The organism is Corynebacterium tapiri (assembly GCF_006334925.1).
In the GTDB taxonomy this organism is placed as follows: domain Bacteria; phylum Actinomycetota; class Actinomycetes; order Mycobacteriales; family Mycobacteriaceae; genus Corynebacterium; species Corynebacterium tapiri.
The window spans coordinates 156,211-171,138 of record NZ_VDHJ01000003.1; the positions used below are offsets into that span (position 1 = coordinate 156,211).

12 protein-coding genes are annotated in these 14,928 nt (G+C 62.2%); 3 read left to right on the forward strand and 9 right to left on the reverse strand.

What is annotated here, in order from left to right:
• Window positions 1-3: 3 nt before the first annotated feature.
• The 3 genes from smc to FHE74_RS02925 are packed head-to-tail and all read right to left on the reverse strand — an operon-like array spanning window position 4 to window position 5,258.
• Window positions 4-3,462 (reverse strand): chromosome segregation protein SMC, encoded by a 3,459-nt coding sequence (gene smc, locus FHE74_RS02915; RefSeq protein ID WP_139465000.1) that lies wholly within the window; start codon window positions 3,460-3,462, stop codon window positions 4-6.
• 31 nt (window positions 3,463-3,493) lie between these two features.
• On the reverse strand, window positions 3,494-3,763 hold the full coding sequence (locus FHE74_RS02920) for an acylphosphatase (protein ID WP_139465135.1): 270 nt from the start codon (window positions 3,761-3,763) through the stop codon (window positions 3,494-3,496).
• A gap of 13 nt (window positions 3,764-3,776) precedes the next feature.
• A complete protein-coding gene (locus FHE74_RS02925; protein ID WP_139465001.1) occupies window positions 3,777-5,258 on the reverse strand; it encodes an alanine/glycine:cation symporter family protein in 1,482 nt (493 codons plus the stop codon).
• A gap of 92 nt (window positions 5,259-5,350) precedes the next feature.
• Between FHE74_RS02925 and FHE74_RS02930 the strand changes: the two genes are divergently transcribed.
• Entirely contained in the window at window positions 5,351-5,785 is a 435-nt protein-coding gene (locus FHE74_RS02930) for a carboxymuconolactone decarboxylase family protein (RefSeq protein ID WP_139465002.1), read from the forward strand.
• On the opposite strand, the gene FHE74_RS02935 is transcribed toward FHE74_RS02930, so the two are convergent.
• Genes FHE74_RS02935 through FHE74_RS02950 form a run of 4 tightly spaced genes read right to left on the reverse strand, consistent with a single transcriptional unit; the run spans window position 5,782 to window position 9,833 of the window.
• Window positions 5,782-6,639 (reverse strand): 3-hydroxyacyl-CoA dehydrogenase family protein, encoded by an 858-nt coding sequence (locus FHE74_RS02935; RefSeq protein WP_139465003.1) that lies wholly within the window; start codon window positions 6,637-6,639, stop codon window positions 5,782-5,784. The two genes, FHE74_RS02930 and FHE74_RS02935, sit on opposite strands and share 4 nt — an antisense overlap.
• A gap of 10 nt (window positions 6,640-6,649) precedes the next feature.
• Entirely contained in the window at window positions 6,650-7,462 is an 813-nt protein-coding gene (locus FHE74_RS02940; protein WP_139465004.1) for an enoyl-CoA hydratase/isomerase family protein, read from the reverse strand.
• Window positions 7,463-7,485: 23 nt separating this feature from the next.
• Window positions 7,486-8,664 carry an acyl-CoA dehydrogenase family protein gene (locus FHE74_RS02945; protein WP_139465005.1) on the reverse strand — a complete coding sequence of 393 codons (1,179 nt, stop codon included), beginning with the start codon at window positions 8,662-8,664 and terminating at the stop codon, window positions 7,486-7,488.
• Window positions 8,661-9,833, reverse strand: a complete 1,173-nt coding sequence (locus FHE74_RS02950; RefSeq protein ID WP_139465006.1) for a CaiB/BaiF CoA transferase family protein — start codon at window positions 9,831-9,833, stop codon at window positions 8,661-8,663. Before FHE74_RS02950 ends, FHE74_RS02945 begins: the two co-directional genes overlap by 4 nt.
• A gap of 111 nt (window positions 9,834-9,944) precedes the next feature.
• Here FHE74_RS02950 and FHE74_RS02955 point away from each other — a divergent pair, with 111 nt between their 5' ends.
• Window positions 9,945-10,856 carry a LysR family transcriptional regulator gene (locus FHE74_RS02955; protein WP_139465007.1) on the forward strand — a complete coding sequence of 304 codons (912 nt, stop codon included), beginning with the start codon at window positions 9,945-9,947 and terminating at the stop codon, window positions 10,854-10,856.
• A 159-nt stretch (window positions 10,857-11,015) separates the two neighbouring features.
• The gene (mmsB, locus tag FHE74_RS02960) at window positions 11,016-11,915 is read left to right on the forward strand and encodes a 3-hydroxyisobutyrate dehydrogenase (RefSeq protein ID WP_139465008.1); all 900 of its coding nucleotides are present in this window, start codon (window positions 11,016-11,018) and stop codon (window positions 11,913-11,915) included.
• Window positions 11,916-11,921: 6 nt separating this feature from the next.
• Here mmsB and FHE74_RS02965 read toward each other — a convergent pair whose 3' ends face one another.
• The gene (locus FHE74_RS02965) at window positions 11,922-13,298 is read right to left on the reverse strand and encodes an NAD-dependent succinate-semialdehyde dehydrogenase (RefSeq protein ID WP_139465009.1); all 1,377 of its coding nucleotides are present in this window, start codon (window positions 13,296-13,298) and stop codon (window positions 11,922-11,924) included.
• Window positions 13,299-13,317: 19 nt separating this feature from the next.
• On the reverse strand, window positions 13,318-14,919 hold the full coding sequence (locus FHE74_RS02970) for a flavin-containing monooxygenase (protein WP_139465010.1): 1,602 nt from the start codon (window positions 14,917-14,919) through the stop codon (window positions 13,318-13,320).
• Between the last annotated feature and the right edge of the window lie 9 nt (window positions 14,920-14,928).

Below are 14,928 nucleotides of genomic sequence, written 5' to 3' on the forward strand. Positions count from 1 at the left end.
GGGCTAGTCCTCGGCTGGGGACATGCGTTGGGACAAAACCTTGGTCACGCCATCGCCCTGCATGGTCACGCCGTACAGCACGTTGGCCACGTCCATGGTGGGCTTTTGGTGGGTAATCACGATCAGCTGTGAGTCTTTGCGCAGCTGCTTGAACAAGGCGATGAGTCGGCGCAGGTTGACGTCGTCAAGCGCCGCCTCCACCTCGTCCATGACGTAGAACGGGCTCGGGCGCGCGCGGAAGATCGCTACCAGCAGCGCCAGCGCAGTCAGAGACTTCTCACCACCCGACAGCAGCGATAGTCGCTTGACCTTCTTGCCCGGGGGACGCGCCTCCACCTCGATGCCGGTGGTGAGGATGTCGTCCGGATCGGTGAGCACCAGCCTGCCTTCTCCGCCGGGGAAAAGGATGTCAAAGACGGCCGGGAACTCGGCCTCGACGTCCTTCCAAGCCTGAGTGAACAGCTGCAGGATGCGATCATCGACGTCCCGGATAACTCCTTGCAGATCCTCCCTAGCCTGGATCACGTCGTGCAGCTGGGTGGCCAGATACTCGTACCGCTCCTGCAGCGCGGTGTACTCCTCGAGCGCAAGCGGGTTGACCTTGCCCAGAGAGCGCAGGTCGCGCTCGGCCCGCTTGAGGCGAGCTGTCTCGGCGGCGCGATCGAAGTCTTCATCCGGTTGGTAATCGCGCAGCAGCTCCTCGACGGGCAATCCGAGCTGTTCGGTGAGCTTTGCTTCCGCCTCATCGGCGCGCACCTGCGCCTCCGACAACGCAATCTCGGCCTGATGCGCCTGCTGGGTAAGGCGAGACAGCTGGTGCTGGGCCGCGGACGCCTCGCTCTTGACCTGCTGCGCCCGGGCTTGGGCCTGGGCGCGTTCGCCTTGGATAGCATCGCGCTTTTCCACAGCGCGCTCTACGGCAACGGCGGTACGCTCCGCCACTTCAGCAGCGGCTTCCGCCACGACGCGAGCGACCTCTCCGGCGTGACGACGCGCCGCCATCGCCCGGTCATGGCGAGCCTTGGCCTGGCGCTCATGCTCGGCCTGTCGCCGCAGGCTATCCCCCTTACCAGCTTGCGCCCCGACCTTGTCCTGGGCGGAACGCAGCGCCATATGCGCTTCCATCTCCATGGAACGAATTGCGGTCACTGCCTGGGCGGCCTCATCGCGCTGTTCGGTGGAGGCCTCTTCGATGTCGTCCGTGTCACCGGCGCGAGCGAGACGGTCGCGGGCCTCATCGAGTTCTTGACGTAGCTGCCCCAGACGCGCCTGGGCCTGAGTCGCGCGCTCGGCGGCTCTCTCGTGTTCGTTCTTGTTCGTCTTGACCAGCGAGCCAAGACGCTCGGCTTCCTTCTCGGCAGCGTGCAGGGTCGCGTCGTGTTCGCGCAGCGCGCTCGTAGCACGAGCGGCGGCAACCCGGGCCTCCTCGGCCGCCTGGCGGGCACCCGCCACCGTGCCTGCCAGCTCCTCGAGCTCAGCGGCTGCATGCTCGAGGTCCTCTTCCGCTTGGGCGATGGCAGCCGTCGATTCCACTGCGCTGGTTCCAGCCGTGCCGGCAACGATCCAACCCTCACCCACCAAGACGCCATCTCGAGTGACTGCCCGCAGGCGAGGGTCGTCGTTCACCACCGTGTTGGCTGCCCCGAAGTCCTCGGCGAAGACCACATCGCTCAGCAAGCGGTTCAAGGGAGCCTGCACTTCGGGAGCAACTGTGACCACATCGAGCAACCAGCGTGCGCCGTCTGGAAGCTTGCTTTCCATCCGCCACGGCTGGCTCTGCTGGGCACGTGCGTCCACGACGGCCACGCGAGAGGCGTCCGCCAGTCGCGCAACTAGCTCGTCTTCCAATGGTCCTACGACTGCCTGGGAGAAGTTGCCCAGGGCAGCAGCCAGGGCCGGGGCCACGGAGGCATCTTGCGGCGTGATCTTGTCAGCCAACGAGGCAAAACCATCGCCTAGGACCTCCCCGGCGGGTTGGCTCGGTGCGTTTTCCCGCAAGGTGTCGATGCGCGAGCGCAAAGAGTAGACCACACGCTCACGTTCTCGCTGCTGATCCTGAACCTGCTCGAGGCGCTTTTCCGCGGCCGCTGCCTCGGCAGCAGCGCGCACGTGCGCGTCATCCAGGGGGGCGCGTTCAGAACGCAGATTGGCGGCAGCCTCGGACGCTTCGCTGGCTTCCTTGCGTGCGGCCCGGGTGCGTTCCCGGGTCTCTGCCAGCACCTCCTCTTGACGTACGATCTCCTCCTCTGCCGCCGTTACCCGGCTGGCCAGGGACTCCTCGGCGGCGATGAGGCGCACTACACCTTCCCGGCGATCCGCCAAGGCTCTTACCTGGGCGCGGTGTTCGGCTTCGGCCTCGTCGAAGGCCTGCTGGCGCTCCGCGAGCTCCTCGCGCACGTTCTCCAGCTGCTCAGCGGCCTCCTCAGCGGCCTCCGTCAGCTCGGCCAGGTACTCATCTGCCTGCTCGGCACGGGCGAGCAGTTCGTCCGGATCCTGCCCCATGTAGGCAGTGACCTGCCCGGCGCTGGAGGCACGCTCACGTGCCACGCGCAGCGTAGCGCTTAGGCGTTCCGAGAGCGTCGAAACGCGAAAGAAGATGTCACCGGCCGCCTGGACCTGGGGCTCTAGCTCTGCCAGTTCTGCCTCGATTTCACGCTGTGCCTCGGCAAGCTCCTCAGCGCGTTCGCTCGCGGCCTCGGCCTGAGCGGCGGCCACCTCCGCAGCCTGGGCGGCCTGGTCTCGCTGGGTGCGAACGGTCACCAGGGTGTCACCGGCGAGTTTGAGGCGGGCATCGCGCAGGTCGGCCTGCACAGTAGCTGCGCGCTTAGCGGCCTCTGCTTGTCGGCCAAGTGGCCCCAGCTGCTTCTTCAGCTCATCGTTGAGGTCCTGCAGGCGGTCGAGGTTGACCTGCATGGACTGGAGCTTGCGTTGCGCCTTTTCCTTGCGGCGGCGGTGTTTCAGCACGCCCGCGGCCTCTTCGATGTAGGCTCGGCGCTCCTCCGGACGAGAGGTAAGAATGTCACCCAGCTTGTTCTGGCCCACGATGATGTGCATCTCGCGGCCAATTCCGGAGTCGCTGAGCAGCTCCTGAATGTCCATGAGGCGCGCCTTGGCCCCGTTGATCTCGTACTCACTGGCGCCATCGCGGAACATGCGGCGCGTGATTGAGACCTCGGTGTAGTCGATCGGGAGCTTGCCATCGGAGTTGTCGATGGTCAGGGTGACCTCTGCGCGACCCAACGGCTTGCGATCCCCAGCGCCGGCGAAGATGACGTCTTCCATCTTTCCGCCGCGCAGATTCTTCGCGCCCTGCTCCCCCATTACCCACGTCAGGGCGTCGACCACGTTGGATTTACCCGAGCCGTTCGGGCCAACGACGGCACAGATACCCGGCTCAAACTTCAGCGTGGTCGCGGACGCGAAGGATTTAAATCCCTTGAGAGTCAGCGATTTCAGGTGCACCGGGGTAAGACTAGCAGCCCCGGTGTGCGTTTTAGCGCTCGATGAACCCGGCTTCGCCGCGCGGGGTGAGGTATTGCTCGACGACGAGGTCTACAGTCCCCGGACGCCCGCTTGTCGACGGCTGCTCGCGCAACAGATCGAGCAGCTTATCCGTGTTGTCCCGCGGGCCTTCGGCGACGACCTGAACCCGGCCATCATCGAGGTTGGTGGCGTGCCCGGCAAGTCCGAGCTCGAGCGCCCGCGAGCGAGTCCACCACCGGAACCCCACTCCCTGCACATGCCCGTGCACGAATGCGACCATGCGGGTGTTCACACTATCGCTCCTGACGAGCGATGGTCACCGCGTCTTCCGGCGAACGGCGAGTAACCGGGTCGGTGCCGTCCCAGCATTCAACGTTGCGCAGCTCGGGCAGCATGTCGCGGTGGAACACCGGATCAAGGCCACGAGCGCGCTGCTCCGCGTAGTTCTTCAGCAGCTTCACGGCCACACCTGCCAGCGGGACGATGGCGATGAGGTTGATGATCACCATGGTGGCCGCGAACGTATCACCGAGGTTCCACACCAGGTTGATGGATCCAATAGCGCCGCCGAAGACGAAGAGAACGACCAGGAGACGGAAGATAGTCATCGCCGTCTTGGACTTGGTCAGGTATTGGATGTTGGCCTGCGCCAAGTAGTAGTTACCGATGATCGAGCTGAATGCCAGGAAGAACAGAATGAAGGTGACAAAGTGGGTGCCCCAAGCACCGACCGAGGCAGACAGTGACTGCTGCGTGAACGACGCACCCTGGATCTCTTCGCCATAGTGCGGCTGCGGGCCGAGCAGGATGATGAATGCCGTGATGGAGCAGACCACGAGGGTGTCAAAGTAAACACCCAGGGTTTGCACCAGGCCCTGCTTGACCGGGTGGGACACCGTTGCCGTGGCGGCTGCGTTGGGGGCAGAACCCTGGCCAGCCTCGTTGGAGAACAAGCCGCGACGCATGCCGTGCATGAAGGCCGCGCCTACCGCTGCGCCTCCGACTTCTCGGAGCCCAAGGGCGTGGCCAACGATTTGCGCAACCATGCCCGGCACCTCACCAATGTTGAGGATGACCACCAGCAGGCCCACCAGGATGTAGGCGACCGCCATGAACGGGACGATGACCTGGGTAACGTTGGCGATGCGCTTCAACCCGCCGAAGATGATCAGTGCGGTGATGATGGACAGCACAACGCCAACCGTGATGCGCAGTGCCAGATCGTCACGCTGCAGAGAACCACCAATGGCCTCCACAATGGAGTTGGTCTGGATCGCGTTGTAAATAAATCCGTAGGTAATCGAGATAGCTACGGCGAAGATGAGTGCCAGTGGACGCCATCCCAGTCCACGGGTCATGTAGTAGGCGGGGCCTCCGTGGTAAGCATCGCCTTCGCGCACCTTCCACAGCTGAGCCAACGTGGACTCCACGAAGGAGGTAGCACCGCCCACGATGGCGATGATCCACATCCAGAACACGGCACCGGGGCCACCTAGGCTGATGGCAATAGCCACGCCCGCAACGTTTCCGGTACCTACGCGCGAGGCGGCAGAGATGGTGAACGCCTTGAAGGCAGAGATTCCGCCATAGTCAGCGTCGTGGTCATGTCCCTTAGGCGATTCGGTGACAGCACGGAACATGTCGGGGAATCGACGGACTTGAACTACCGCGGTACGAACGCCGAAGTACACGCCGGCAGCGAGCAGCAGGAAGGGGATGACCTGCCACAGGTTCTTGTTTATGACGTCCGCCACAAACGTCTCGAGATTTTCCATGGACAACACACTAAACCCCCAGGTGCCAGAAGTGCTAACGGCGGGCCAACCCGCCCACATCGGCGCTTTAGTTAAGTGTTAAAGTTTCCCGAATGTCGCAGAACACACAGAACAATTCCGAAGACTACGAGCAGTCCGAACGTTTCCAGCGCGGAATGGATCGCATGATGGATCTCGTCTCCGGAGGCCCATCCGATTCCTTCGATCACGCCAAGCTTGTGGAGTCCTACAAGGAACTCGATCCCATGCTTTCGGACTACATCGTGTCCTTCGCCTTCGGAGACATCTACACCCGCGATAGCCTCACGCCGCAGGAGCAGACGATGTCTACCATCGCCTCCCTGGCCACGCTGGGTACCGAACCCCAGCTCAAGTTGCACATCAATGCCGGCTTCAACGTGGGCCTGAGCAAGGACCAGATCGTGGGCACCCTCATCCACCTCCTGCCCTATATCGGCTTCCCCCGAGTCCTCAACGCGCTGAGCCTGCTCAAGGAGGTCATGGCAGAGCGCGGCTTGGAGAGCTAGTCCCAGTCAAAGAAGCCACGGCCGCTCTTGCGGCCGAGTTCTCCTCGGGCCACCTTGTCGCGCAAGATCTGGGGTGGAGCGAAGCGCTCCCCCAGCGTGGACTCGAGGTACTCCGCAATTCCCAGGCGCACGTCCAGGCCCACGATGTCGGTCGTGCGCAGCGGACCGGTAGGGTGCTTGTATCCCAAGACCATGGCGTTGTCGATGTCCTCGGCGCTGGCTACTCCCTCATCCACCATGCGCATCGCTTCCAGCGCGATGGCCAAGCCTAGACGCGAGGATGCAAAGCCCGGCGCGTCATTGACCACCACAGGGGTCTTACCCAGTGCGGTGGTCCACTCTTGAGCCCGGCTCACTAGATCCGCATCGCTTCGCTTGCCCACGACAACCTCGATGAGGGTCGAGGCCGGAACGGGGTTGAAAAAGTGCAGGCCCAGGAAACGCTCGGGTGAGCTGAGCTGCTCGGCCAGCCCGTCGATGGACAGCGAGGACGTGTTCGAGGCGAGCACCGCGTCCGCAGGAAGCACCGACTCGATGTTTTTCAGCGAGCTGACCTTGAGGTCCCAGATCTCCGGCACGGCCTCGACGACCAGCTCGCGATCGGAGAAGTCCTGCTGCTCAAGGCTTAGCGTGAGGCGCTCAAGGACTTCGTCGACGGGGCTATCGAGCAGGCCACGCTCATTTGAGGCTTTAACGGAGCGCGCGATTCGCTCGGTGGCCGCATCAGCAGCGCCCTGGTCGCGTTCGACCACGAGGACGTCGCAGCCGTTGATCAAAAACGCATGGGCGATGCCGGCGCCCATGCGCCCACCGCCGAGGACTCCGACGCGTGCGGGAAGGGTTGACGATGCCATGTGTGTCTCCTTATTTCTTCTTGTCTAGAAATTGCTGCATGCGGTCGAACTTGGCCTGGGATTCAAAGGTGATCGCCTGGGCCAGCTCGTCCACGTGCGGATGGGCCTCGCGTGGCATGTGAATGACGCGCTTGGTCAAACGCACCGCTAGCGGGTCCTGCTGAGCGATGCGATCGGCCAGGGCATGCGCCTGCTCAATCAGCTCGTCTGCCTCGTGTACCTCGTTCACCAGGCGCAGCTCGAGCGCCTCTGTGGCATCGAGGATCCTGCCCGTCATCAGGAGCTCCAAGGCCGTGACCTCCCCCACCAGCTCCTTGAGCCGCCACATGGCTCCTGCGGCTGCGGTGATGCCTAGGCCGGCTTCGGGCTGGCCGATTTTGACCTTTGGGGTGGCCAGGCGGAAGTCCGCTGCGTAGGCCAACTCGGCACCGCCGCCGAGGGCGTAACCATCGATCGCGGCGATGACGGGCATGGGTAGGGAGTGGATTCGGTTAAACACTCGCGAGTTCACTCCACGCAGAGCGTCGTCGCGGCGGCGCTCACGCAACTGACGGATATCCGCACCCGAGGCGAAGATTCCACGCTGTTTCCCGGATTTGGGGTCCTCGATAGTGGTCCCACTGATCAGCAGTATCGCGGGATTGCGCTCGAGCCAGCCACACAGGGCAGAAAACTCATTCGCCATCGTCTCATCAATAGCGTTCCGAACCTCGGGGCGGCTCATTACGACGTGGACCCGGTCAGGCTTGTCGTCGTCGCACAGGACGCTTAAGGCCTCGAAGGGTTCGCTGAGCTCGCGCAGCGAGTCGAAGTGGGCACTCATTGGTGTTGCTCCTTATCTAGATGTCAGCGAAATGCCGAGTGGCCGGTGATATCGCGCCCGATGATGAGCGCCTGTATCGAGTCGGTGCCCTCGTAGGTGGAAACGACTTCCATGTCAGTGAGGTGGCGACCAACGTGATATTCCAAAAGGAGCCCGTTTCCTGCGAGCAGTTCGCGAGCCTCATTACAGATCCACTTGCCCTTTTGGGAGGTGGACATCTTGACCATCGCCGCCTTGGCGTTGGTGAGCTTGCCGGCATCTGCTAGACGCACCATCTGGGTGCACATGAGTTGCATAGTGGTCAATTCGGAGAGCATGTTAGCCAGACGGTGCTGAACGAGCTGGTAGGAGGCAATGGGGTTGCCAAATTGAATGCGCTCGAGGGCATAGTCGCGAGCGATCTCAAAGGCCGCCATCGCGTGCCCCACTGCCTCCCAGGCCGCACCACCGCGAGTGAACTGGAGAACCCGGTTAACGTCCTTGAATGAATTGCAGTCGACGAGCCGGTTGGCGTCCGGGATGCGCAGATCATTGATCAAAATATCTGCCTGAAGGATCGCCCTCTTTCCGATCTTGCCGGGGATCGGTGTGGGGTCATATCCCGGTGGGTAGGTCCCGTCTTCTCGCTTCTCGACGACAAACGCGTTCACTTGCCCGTCCGCGGTGTTGCGGGCGTACAGCACAATGACGTCGGCCTCGTGACCATTACCGATCCATCGCTTGTGCCCGTTGATGACCCACTCGTCGCCCTCCTTGCGGGCACTGGTCTCCAGGGCCACGGAGTCGGAACCGTGCTTGGGCTCGGTAAGGGCGAAGGCGGCTGTCTTGGTGATTGCCGCCAGCTGAGGCAGCCACCGGTTCTTCTGCTCCTCACTGCCCAGGATGGCTATCGATCCCATTCCCAAGTTGGAGTGCACACCCATGAAGGTGTTAAAGGAGCCGTCGATACGCGACATTTCCCGAGCCACCATGCCCTGGGCCATGCGCGACATACCCGGGCACCCGTAGCCCTCGATGATGGTGCCGACGACGCCGATTTCTGCCAGCGGGGCGAGCAGCTGGCGGGGGAACTCGGCCTTCTCCCAGTGCTCGTTGATCACCGGCTCGAGGTGGGTGGTGGCAAAGTGGCGGACTTTGTCGCGAATGGCTGCCTCGTCGGGGGTTAGGTCGTCGTCGAGGTGGAAGTAGTCAGCGGTTGTCATTGTTGTTCCTTCGGGTGTGAGGTGGAAAGCCAGGTCAGGATTTCGGCGCGGTGCTCGTCGACTTCGGGCGGGACATGGGGGTAGCCAACCGGGGTCTCGGAGAAGGTCAGAGGGTTGCGGATGCCGGGCAGCGTGCGCTCCCCCGAGCCCACCTGGACCACGGGGTCGAGCCCGAGGTCGGTGGCGAACTCGATGCCCCCGCGGATGTCGTTGATTGGGGCACACGGCAGTCCGGCCTGGGTGAGCAGCTCGAACCACTCGCTGGCGGGGCGGGTTGCCAGGAGGTCCACAAGGAGCGGGCGCAGGTCGGCGCGGTTGTGGCTGCGGTCGGCGGCCAGGGCAAATCGCGGGTCGGTGGCCAAGTGCTCGGCCCCGAGCAGGGTGCAGAAGCGCTGGAACTGGCGATCATTGCCGATGGTGACGACCAAGTCTCCGTCTGCAGTCGGTAAGGGCTCGTAGGGATAGATGCTGGGGTGCTGGTTCCCCATACGCTGTGGGACGCGCCCGCTCAATATGTAGCCGGCGGTCTGGTTTACCATCCCGGAGAGCGCTGAGGACAACAGGTTGGACTCCACATGCTGGCCGCGTCCCGATTTCCCGCGCTCCACGAGTGCTGCGAGGACTCCGATGGCGGTGTGTAAACCGGTTATGACATCGAAGATTGCGATGCCGGAGCGATAGGCCGGCGAGTCGGGTGCGCCGGTCAGGCTCATCAGCCCCGAGGAGGCCTGGACGAGCAAGTCGTATCCCGGTAGTCCCGCTCCACCAGCATTGCCGAAGCCGGTGACCGAGGAGTAGATAACCGACGGGTTGGTGGCTCGCACACTCTCATAATCGAGCCCAAACTTGGCGAGGCCTCCGGGCTTGAAGTTCTCCACCACGACATCCGCCTTGGCAGCGATCTCGCGGGCAATGCGGCATTGCTGCGGATTACCAAAGTCCAGGGCAATGGATTTTTTGTTGCGGTTGATAGAGAGGTAGTAGGTGGATCGGTCGTCGTAGACCGGGGGCTTCCAGGTGCGCGTCTCGTCCCCGGAAGGGCTTTCTACCTTGATCACAGTAGCGCCCATATCCGCAAGCAACATGGTGCAATACGGACCGGCGAGGACTCGACTGAAGTCCGCGACGACCAACCCGTCGAGAGGCCCAGCTCCTTGCTCATGTGTCATGGTTATCTCCGTACTTATGAAGGTGACTACAACCACATTTCCACCCACATTGCCTCAAGTCCAATACCTAATCACCTCCCCATTAATGCAATTCATGCAACAATCGCGGGCATGGAAATCCAACAGCTGCGTACCTTCATCGCGGTGGCCGAGGAGCTGCACTTCGGCCGAGCTGCCGAGCAGCTCCACATGGCCCAACCGCCCGTCAGTAGGACGATCAAACAACTCGAACGCGAACTCGGCGTCACTCTGTTCAATCGGAGTACCCGCTCCGTCGAGCTCACCCCCGCAGCAGAGGCGCTCCTACCGCGAGCACGGGACATCATTGCCGCAACCCATCTGGCCAAGCGCGAGACCATCGCAGCCAGCAAGGGCGAACGCGGCAGCGTCTCCGTGGCATACGCCGGGACCTCCACGCACCTACTTATGGGAATCCTGTCCAGGGAGTTACGCGCTGCTCACCCAGACATTCGCCTCAAGCTGCGCAACCAGCAATTTGCACAGCCAGCACTCGCGAGAGTTCTCGCAGGGGAGGTGGACGTCAGCCTGGGACGCTGGGATTTTGTCCCCGAGGCTCTGGAATCACGCATCTTGCAAAAGGAAGATCTGGTGTTGGCCGTGCCCGCCACCCACGCATTGGCCGATCAGGACGGAGTTCACATAGCACAGCTGGAGGACGAACCTTTTGTCTCACTCCCGCATCACGAGGGTTCGGTACTCGGCGACAGGCTGAGGCGGCTGAGTTTCAACGCCGGATTCGAACCACATGTGGTTCAACGCGTTCCCGACTCTTCCACTGCCATGGCTCTGGTGAGTGCTGAGGTGGGGTGCTCACTCACTGTGTCCTCGGTAGCGAAGAACACTCAAGACGAACACATTCGCTTCCTTCAAGTGCGCGATCACTCCCGACCCATTTATCTGCGGATGGCTTGGCGACCGGAGTCTGCAAACCCCGCACTCGGTTCGGTGCTGGAGCTTGCCCGCCAGGTGTGGCCGCACGATTCAGAGGATGCCCAGAGTTAGCCAAGGTAGCACCAAAAGGTTGCCAAGAGTAAGGTCTGCCTCCGTGGCAACACGCCAGTCGGTCACTGCCTCGCTGAAATATGAGAACACTACCGAGGCGAGAAAAGGGCCCCGGTATGGGGATACTGACTATTCGCAATACACAAGAGGAGAATTGACATGAAGAACATTGCGTTCATTGGTTTGGGAAGCATGGGTGGCCCGATGGCCGCCAACCTGGTCAAGGCTGGCTACACCGTCCGCGGCTTCGACGTCTCCGACTTTGCCAAGGAGAAGGCCACCGAGGCAGGCGTGACCCTGTTTGACACCGCCGTCGAGGCCACCGAGGGTGCCGACGCAGTGATCACCATGCTGCCGACCGCCCAGCTGGTCGCAGACACCCTGGCCGAGCTCGTAACCAAGGTGGAGAACAAGCCCGCCGTCTTCATCGACTCCTCCACCATCGGTGTCACCGAGGCTCGCAAGCATGCCGAGCTCATCAGCCAGGCTGGCTCCACCTTCTTGGATGCCCCGGTCTCGGGTGGCCACGGCGGCGCGGTCGCCGGCACCTTGGCCATCATGGTTGGCGGCGACGAGGAGACCTTCACCTCGGTGCGTCCGGTGTTCGACGCCATGGGCGACGCCATCACCTACTGCGGCAAGGTCGGCAACGGCCAGGGTGTGAAGATCTGCAACAACATGGTCCTGGGCATTCACCAGATCGCCCTGGCCGAGGCTTTCCTCCTTGGCGAGCGCATCGGCCTGGACTCTCAGACGATTTACGATGTCATTTCGAACTCCACCGGAAACTCCTGGGCTCTGCAGGAGCACGCCCCTGCCAAGGGCATTGACAAGGGCTTCCCGGCGGACAACGACTTCGAGGCCACCGCCCCGGCCGCGCTGATCGCCAAGGACCTCGGCTTTGCCAAGGAGGCCTTCGAGGCCACCGGCACCGCCTCTGTGCTGGGTATCCCGGCAGCCCAGCTATTTGCGGACTTCAACGACTCTGGCCGCGGCAAGCTGGACATGTCCGGAGTTGTCCTCGAGCTCGCTGAGCGCAGCGAAAACAAGAACGCCTAGTAACCGCTAGGCCTGCGGGTTTCGCACCAACTTCTTGTTGGCAAACTCGTTGAACCCAAAGCGCCCCAATTCACGCCCGAAGCCGGAGAGCTTCACACCACCGAAGGGCAGGTCCGGGGCGCTTTTGCTGGTGCTGTTGATCCACACCATGCCGACCTCCAGCTCCTCGGCGGCGCGCTGAGCCAGCGAATTGTCCTCGGTGAACACGCTAGCGGCCAGGCCAAAGGGCGAATCGTTGGCGATCTCGATGGCCTCCTCAAAACTGCCAAAGCGATACACCACGCCCACTGGACCGAACAGTTCCTCGCGGTACGCGCGCATCTCGGGGTTGACGTTAGCGAGCAGGCCCGGTCGGTAGAAGGCTTCACCATTCTCTGAGCGTCCGCCGTCTACGACCACTTGCGCTCCTTGTTCGACGGCATCCGTGACTAGCTCGTCGAGTTCCTCCGCGCCCGCGACCGAGGACAACGGACCGATCTTAGTGTCTGGGTCAGTGGGATCGCCCGGGGTCCACTGCGAGAACTGTTCAGTGAGCTTCTCGACGAACTGGTCATACACTGCGTCTTCAACCAAAAATCGCTTGCTGGCGGTGCACGCCTGCCCACCATTGCCCAGGCGATTGTTCGCCGCAGCGGTGGCGGCGGCATCCAGATCAGCGTCTTTGAACACGAGGACCGGGTCGGAGCCTCCCAGCTCCAGAACGCACTTCTTCAGATTGCGCCCGGCCACCTCGGCCACGGCAGCACCTGCCTTTTCGGAGCCGGTCAGCGAGACACCTCGTACACGTGGGTCGGCAATCGCGTCTGCGACCTGGCCGGAAGAGATGAAGGCGTTGAGGTACACACCGGCGGGCAGGCCGGCGTCGAGAAGCACCTGTTCTGTAGCCAGAGCTGACTGTGGGCAGTTGCGCGCGTGCTTGACCACGAGCGTGTTGCCCAGGGCTATGTTCGGCGCTGCAAACCTGGCTACCTGGTAGAAGGGATAGTTCCAGGGCATGACTCCGATGAGCGGGCCGATAGGCTCGGTACGAACCACTGCGCTGCCGGAGCCAGAGATGTCTAGCGGCTCGTCCGCCAGGAACTCCTCGAGATGATCGGCGTAGTACTGGTAAATCGAGGCCACGAGCTGGATCTCACCCTTGGCCTGGGTGAGCGGCTTGCCCATCTCCAGTGTCACCAGTGCAGCGAGATCGTCGGCGCGCTCGCGGTGGAGATCGGCCGCGCGGGTGAGGATCTCTCGGCGTTTGTCCAGCGGGGTCGCGCGCCATTGTCGGTAGGCGTTCTCGCTGGTAGACAGCAGATCCTGGAGCTCGCTGTCGGAGATCTCCTCGAAAGTGGCGATGGTTTCGCCCGTAGCAGGGTTGGTAGAGGTGTACACACCCATGTTGTGCTCCTTTTCTGGCCTAGGTCAGGCTGAACCCGGGGTAGCCGGCCGTGGCTTCGTCGTTGAGAACAGAGCGGTAGTTGCCTAATCCGCCGAGGTAGAACAGCACGGATGGCTTCTTGCCCGGTACATTGGCACCGAAGATCCACGAATCCACCTTGGTGAACACGGTGGCCTCGGCGATCTCCGTACAGGTCTCGGTCCACTCATCCACCGTCGACTGCTTGGGCTCAATGGCCTTAATACCATTGTCGTCTGCGTACTTGATGAGTTCAGAGATCCACTCCACCTGCGTCTCAATGCTCGGTGGCAGGTTAGTGAACGGCCCGTTGGGGCCCAACACCATGAACCAATTGGGGAAATTCGAGGTGGCAACGCCCAGGTAGCTAGTGGGCTGCCCCTGCCAGTGCTCGTTGATGTCCTCCCCGCCGCGGCCCAAGATTTCCATTCGACGGTAGTTGCCGTCGACGGCATCAAAGCCCGTGGCAAAGATCAACACGTCCAATTCGTGGAGCTGGCCATCGCTGGTGAGCACGCCATCCGGGGTGATTTCCTTGAACGGAGTTTCCTTGAGCGCTACTACCTCGACGTTGTCACGGTTAAAGGTTTCATAGAAGCCGTTGTCGCACAGCGGGCGGCGTGCGTACAAATCGTGCGGAGTGAGCTTGCGGGCAGTCTCCGGATCTTCGATGATCTCCGAGATCTTTCCGCGGATGAAGGACGCGGCAGCTTCGTTGGCTTCCAGGTCAGTGGCGATGTCACCGAAGGTGCCAAACATGAAGCGGAATCCGCCGCCCTTGTCCCATGCTTCCTGGAAGACGCGCTGTCGTTCCTCCTCAGACACGGACATGGCCGGAGTCGTGGCTTCCTCGAAGCCGAAAGCGACCGCGGAGTTTTTCACCTGATCCCAGATCTGGTCGTAGTTCGCCTTAACTTCTTGGCGCTCGGCCTCGGAGACCGGGCGCTTACCCACAGGAACCGAGTACTGCGGGGTTCGAACAAAGTGGGTTAGATGCGTGACCTCGGGAGCCAGGGCTGTGACCACCTGGGTTCCGGTGGATCCAGATCCAACTACACCGACACGTTTACCGCTGAGATCAATACCCTCAGGCCAGGCGCCGGTGTGCAGAATCTGACCGTCAAAGGTCTCCGCACCTGGAATGTCCGGCATATTAACAGCCGAGAGCAGGCCAACGGCGTTGAGGACGTAGCGCGCGCGGTAGGTCTCTCCGCCCGCGGTAAGCTCCCAGAGCCCCTCATCCTCCAGGTAGATAGACGAAGTGACCTCCGTGCCAAAGCGGAAATGGCGTCGCACGTCGAGGCGATCTACCACGTCTTCGAAGTAGGCCAAGATTTCCGGCTGGGTGAGGTAGGTGTTTTCCCAGTGGCCGTCGTTAAGCAACTCCTTGTCGAAGGAGTACCGATACAAATGACTCTCTGTATCCGACAGCGCACCCGGGTAGCGGTTCCAATACCAGGTACCGGCCGGGCCATCAGCCTTCTCGAATCCGATGACGTTGAGCCCGAGCTCATTGGCAAACTTGTGGACTCCGTAAACGCCACCGAATCCTGCGCCGATGACTGCTGCGTCGTAGGTCTGCACTGCAGTGGAAGTACTCATGGGGTTGTC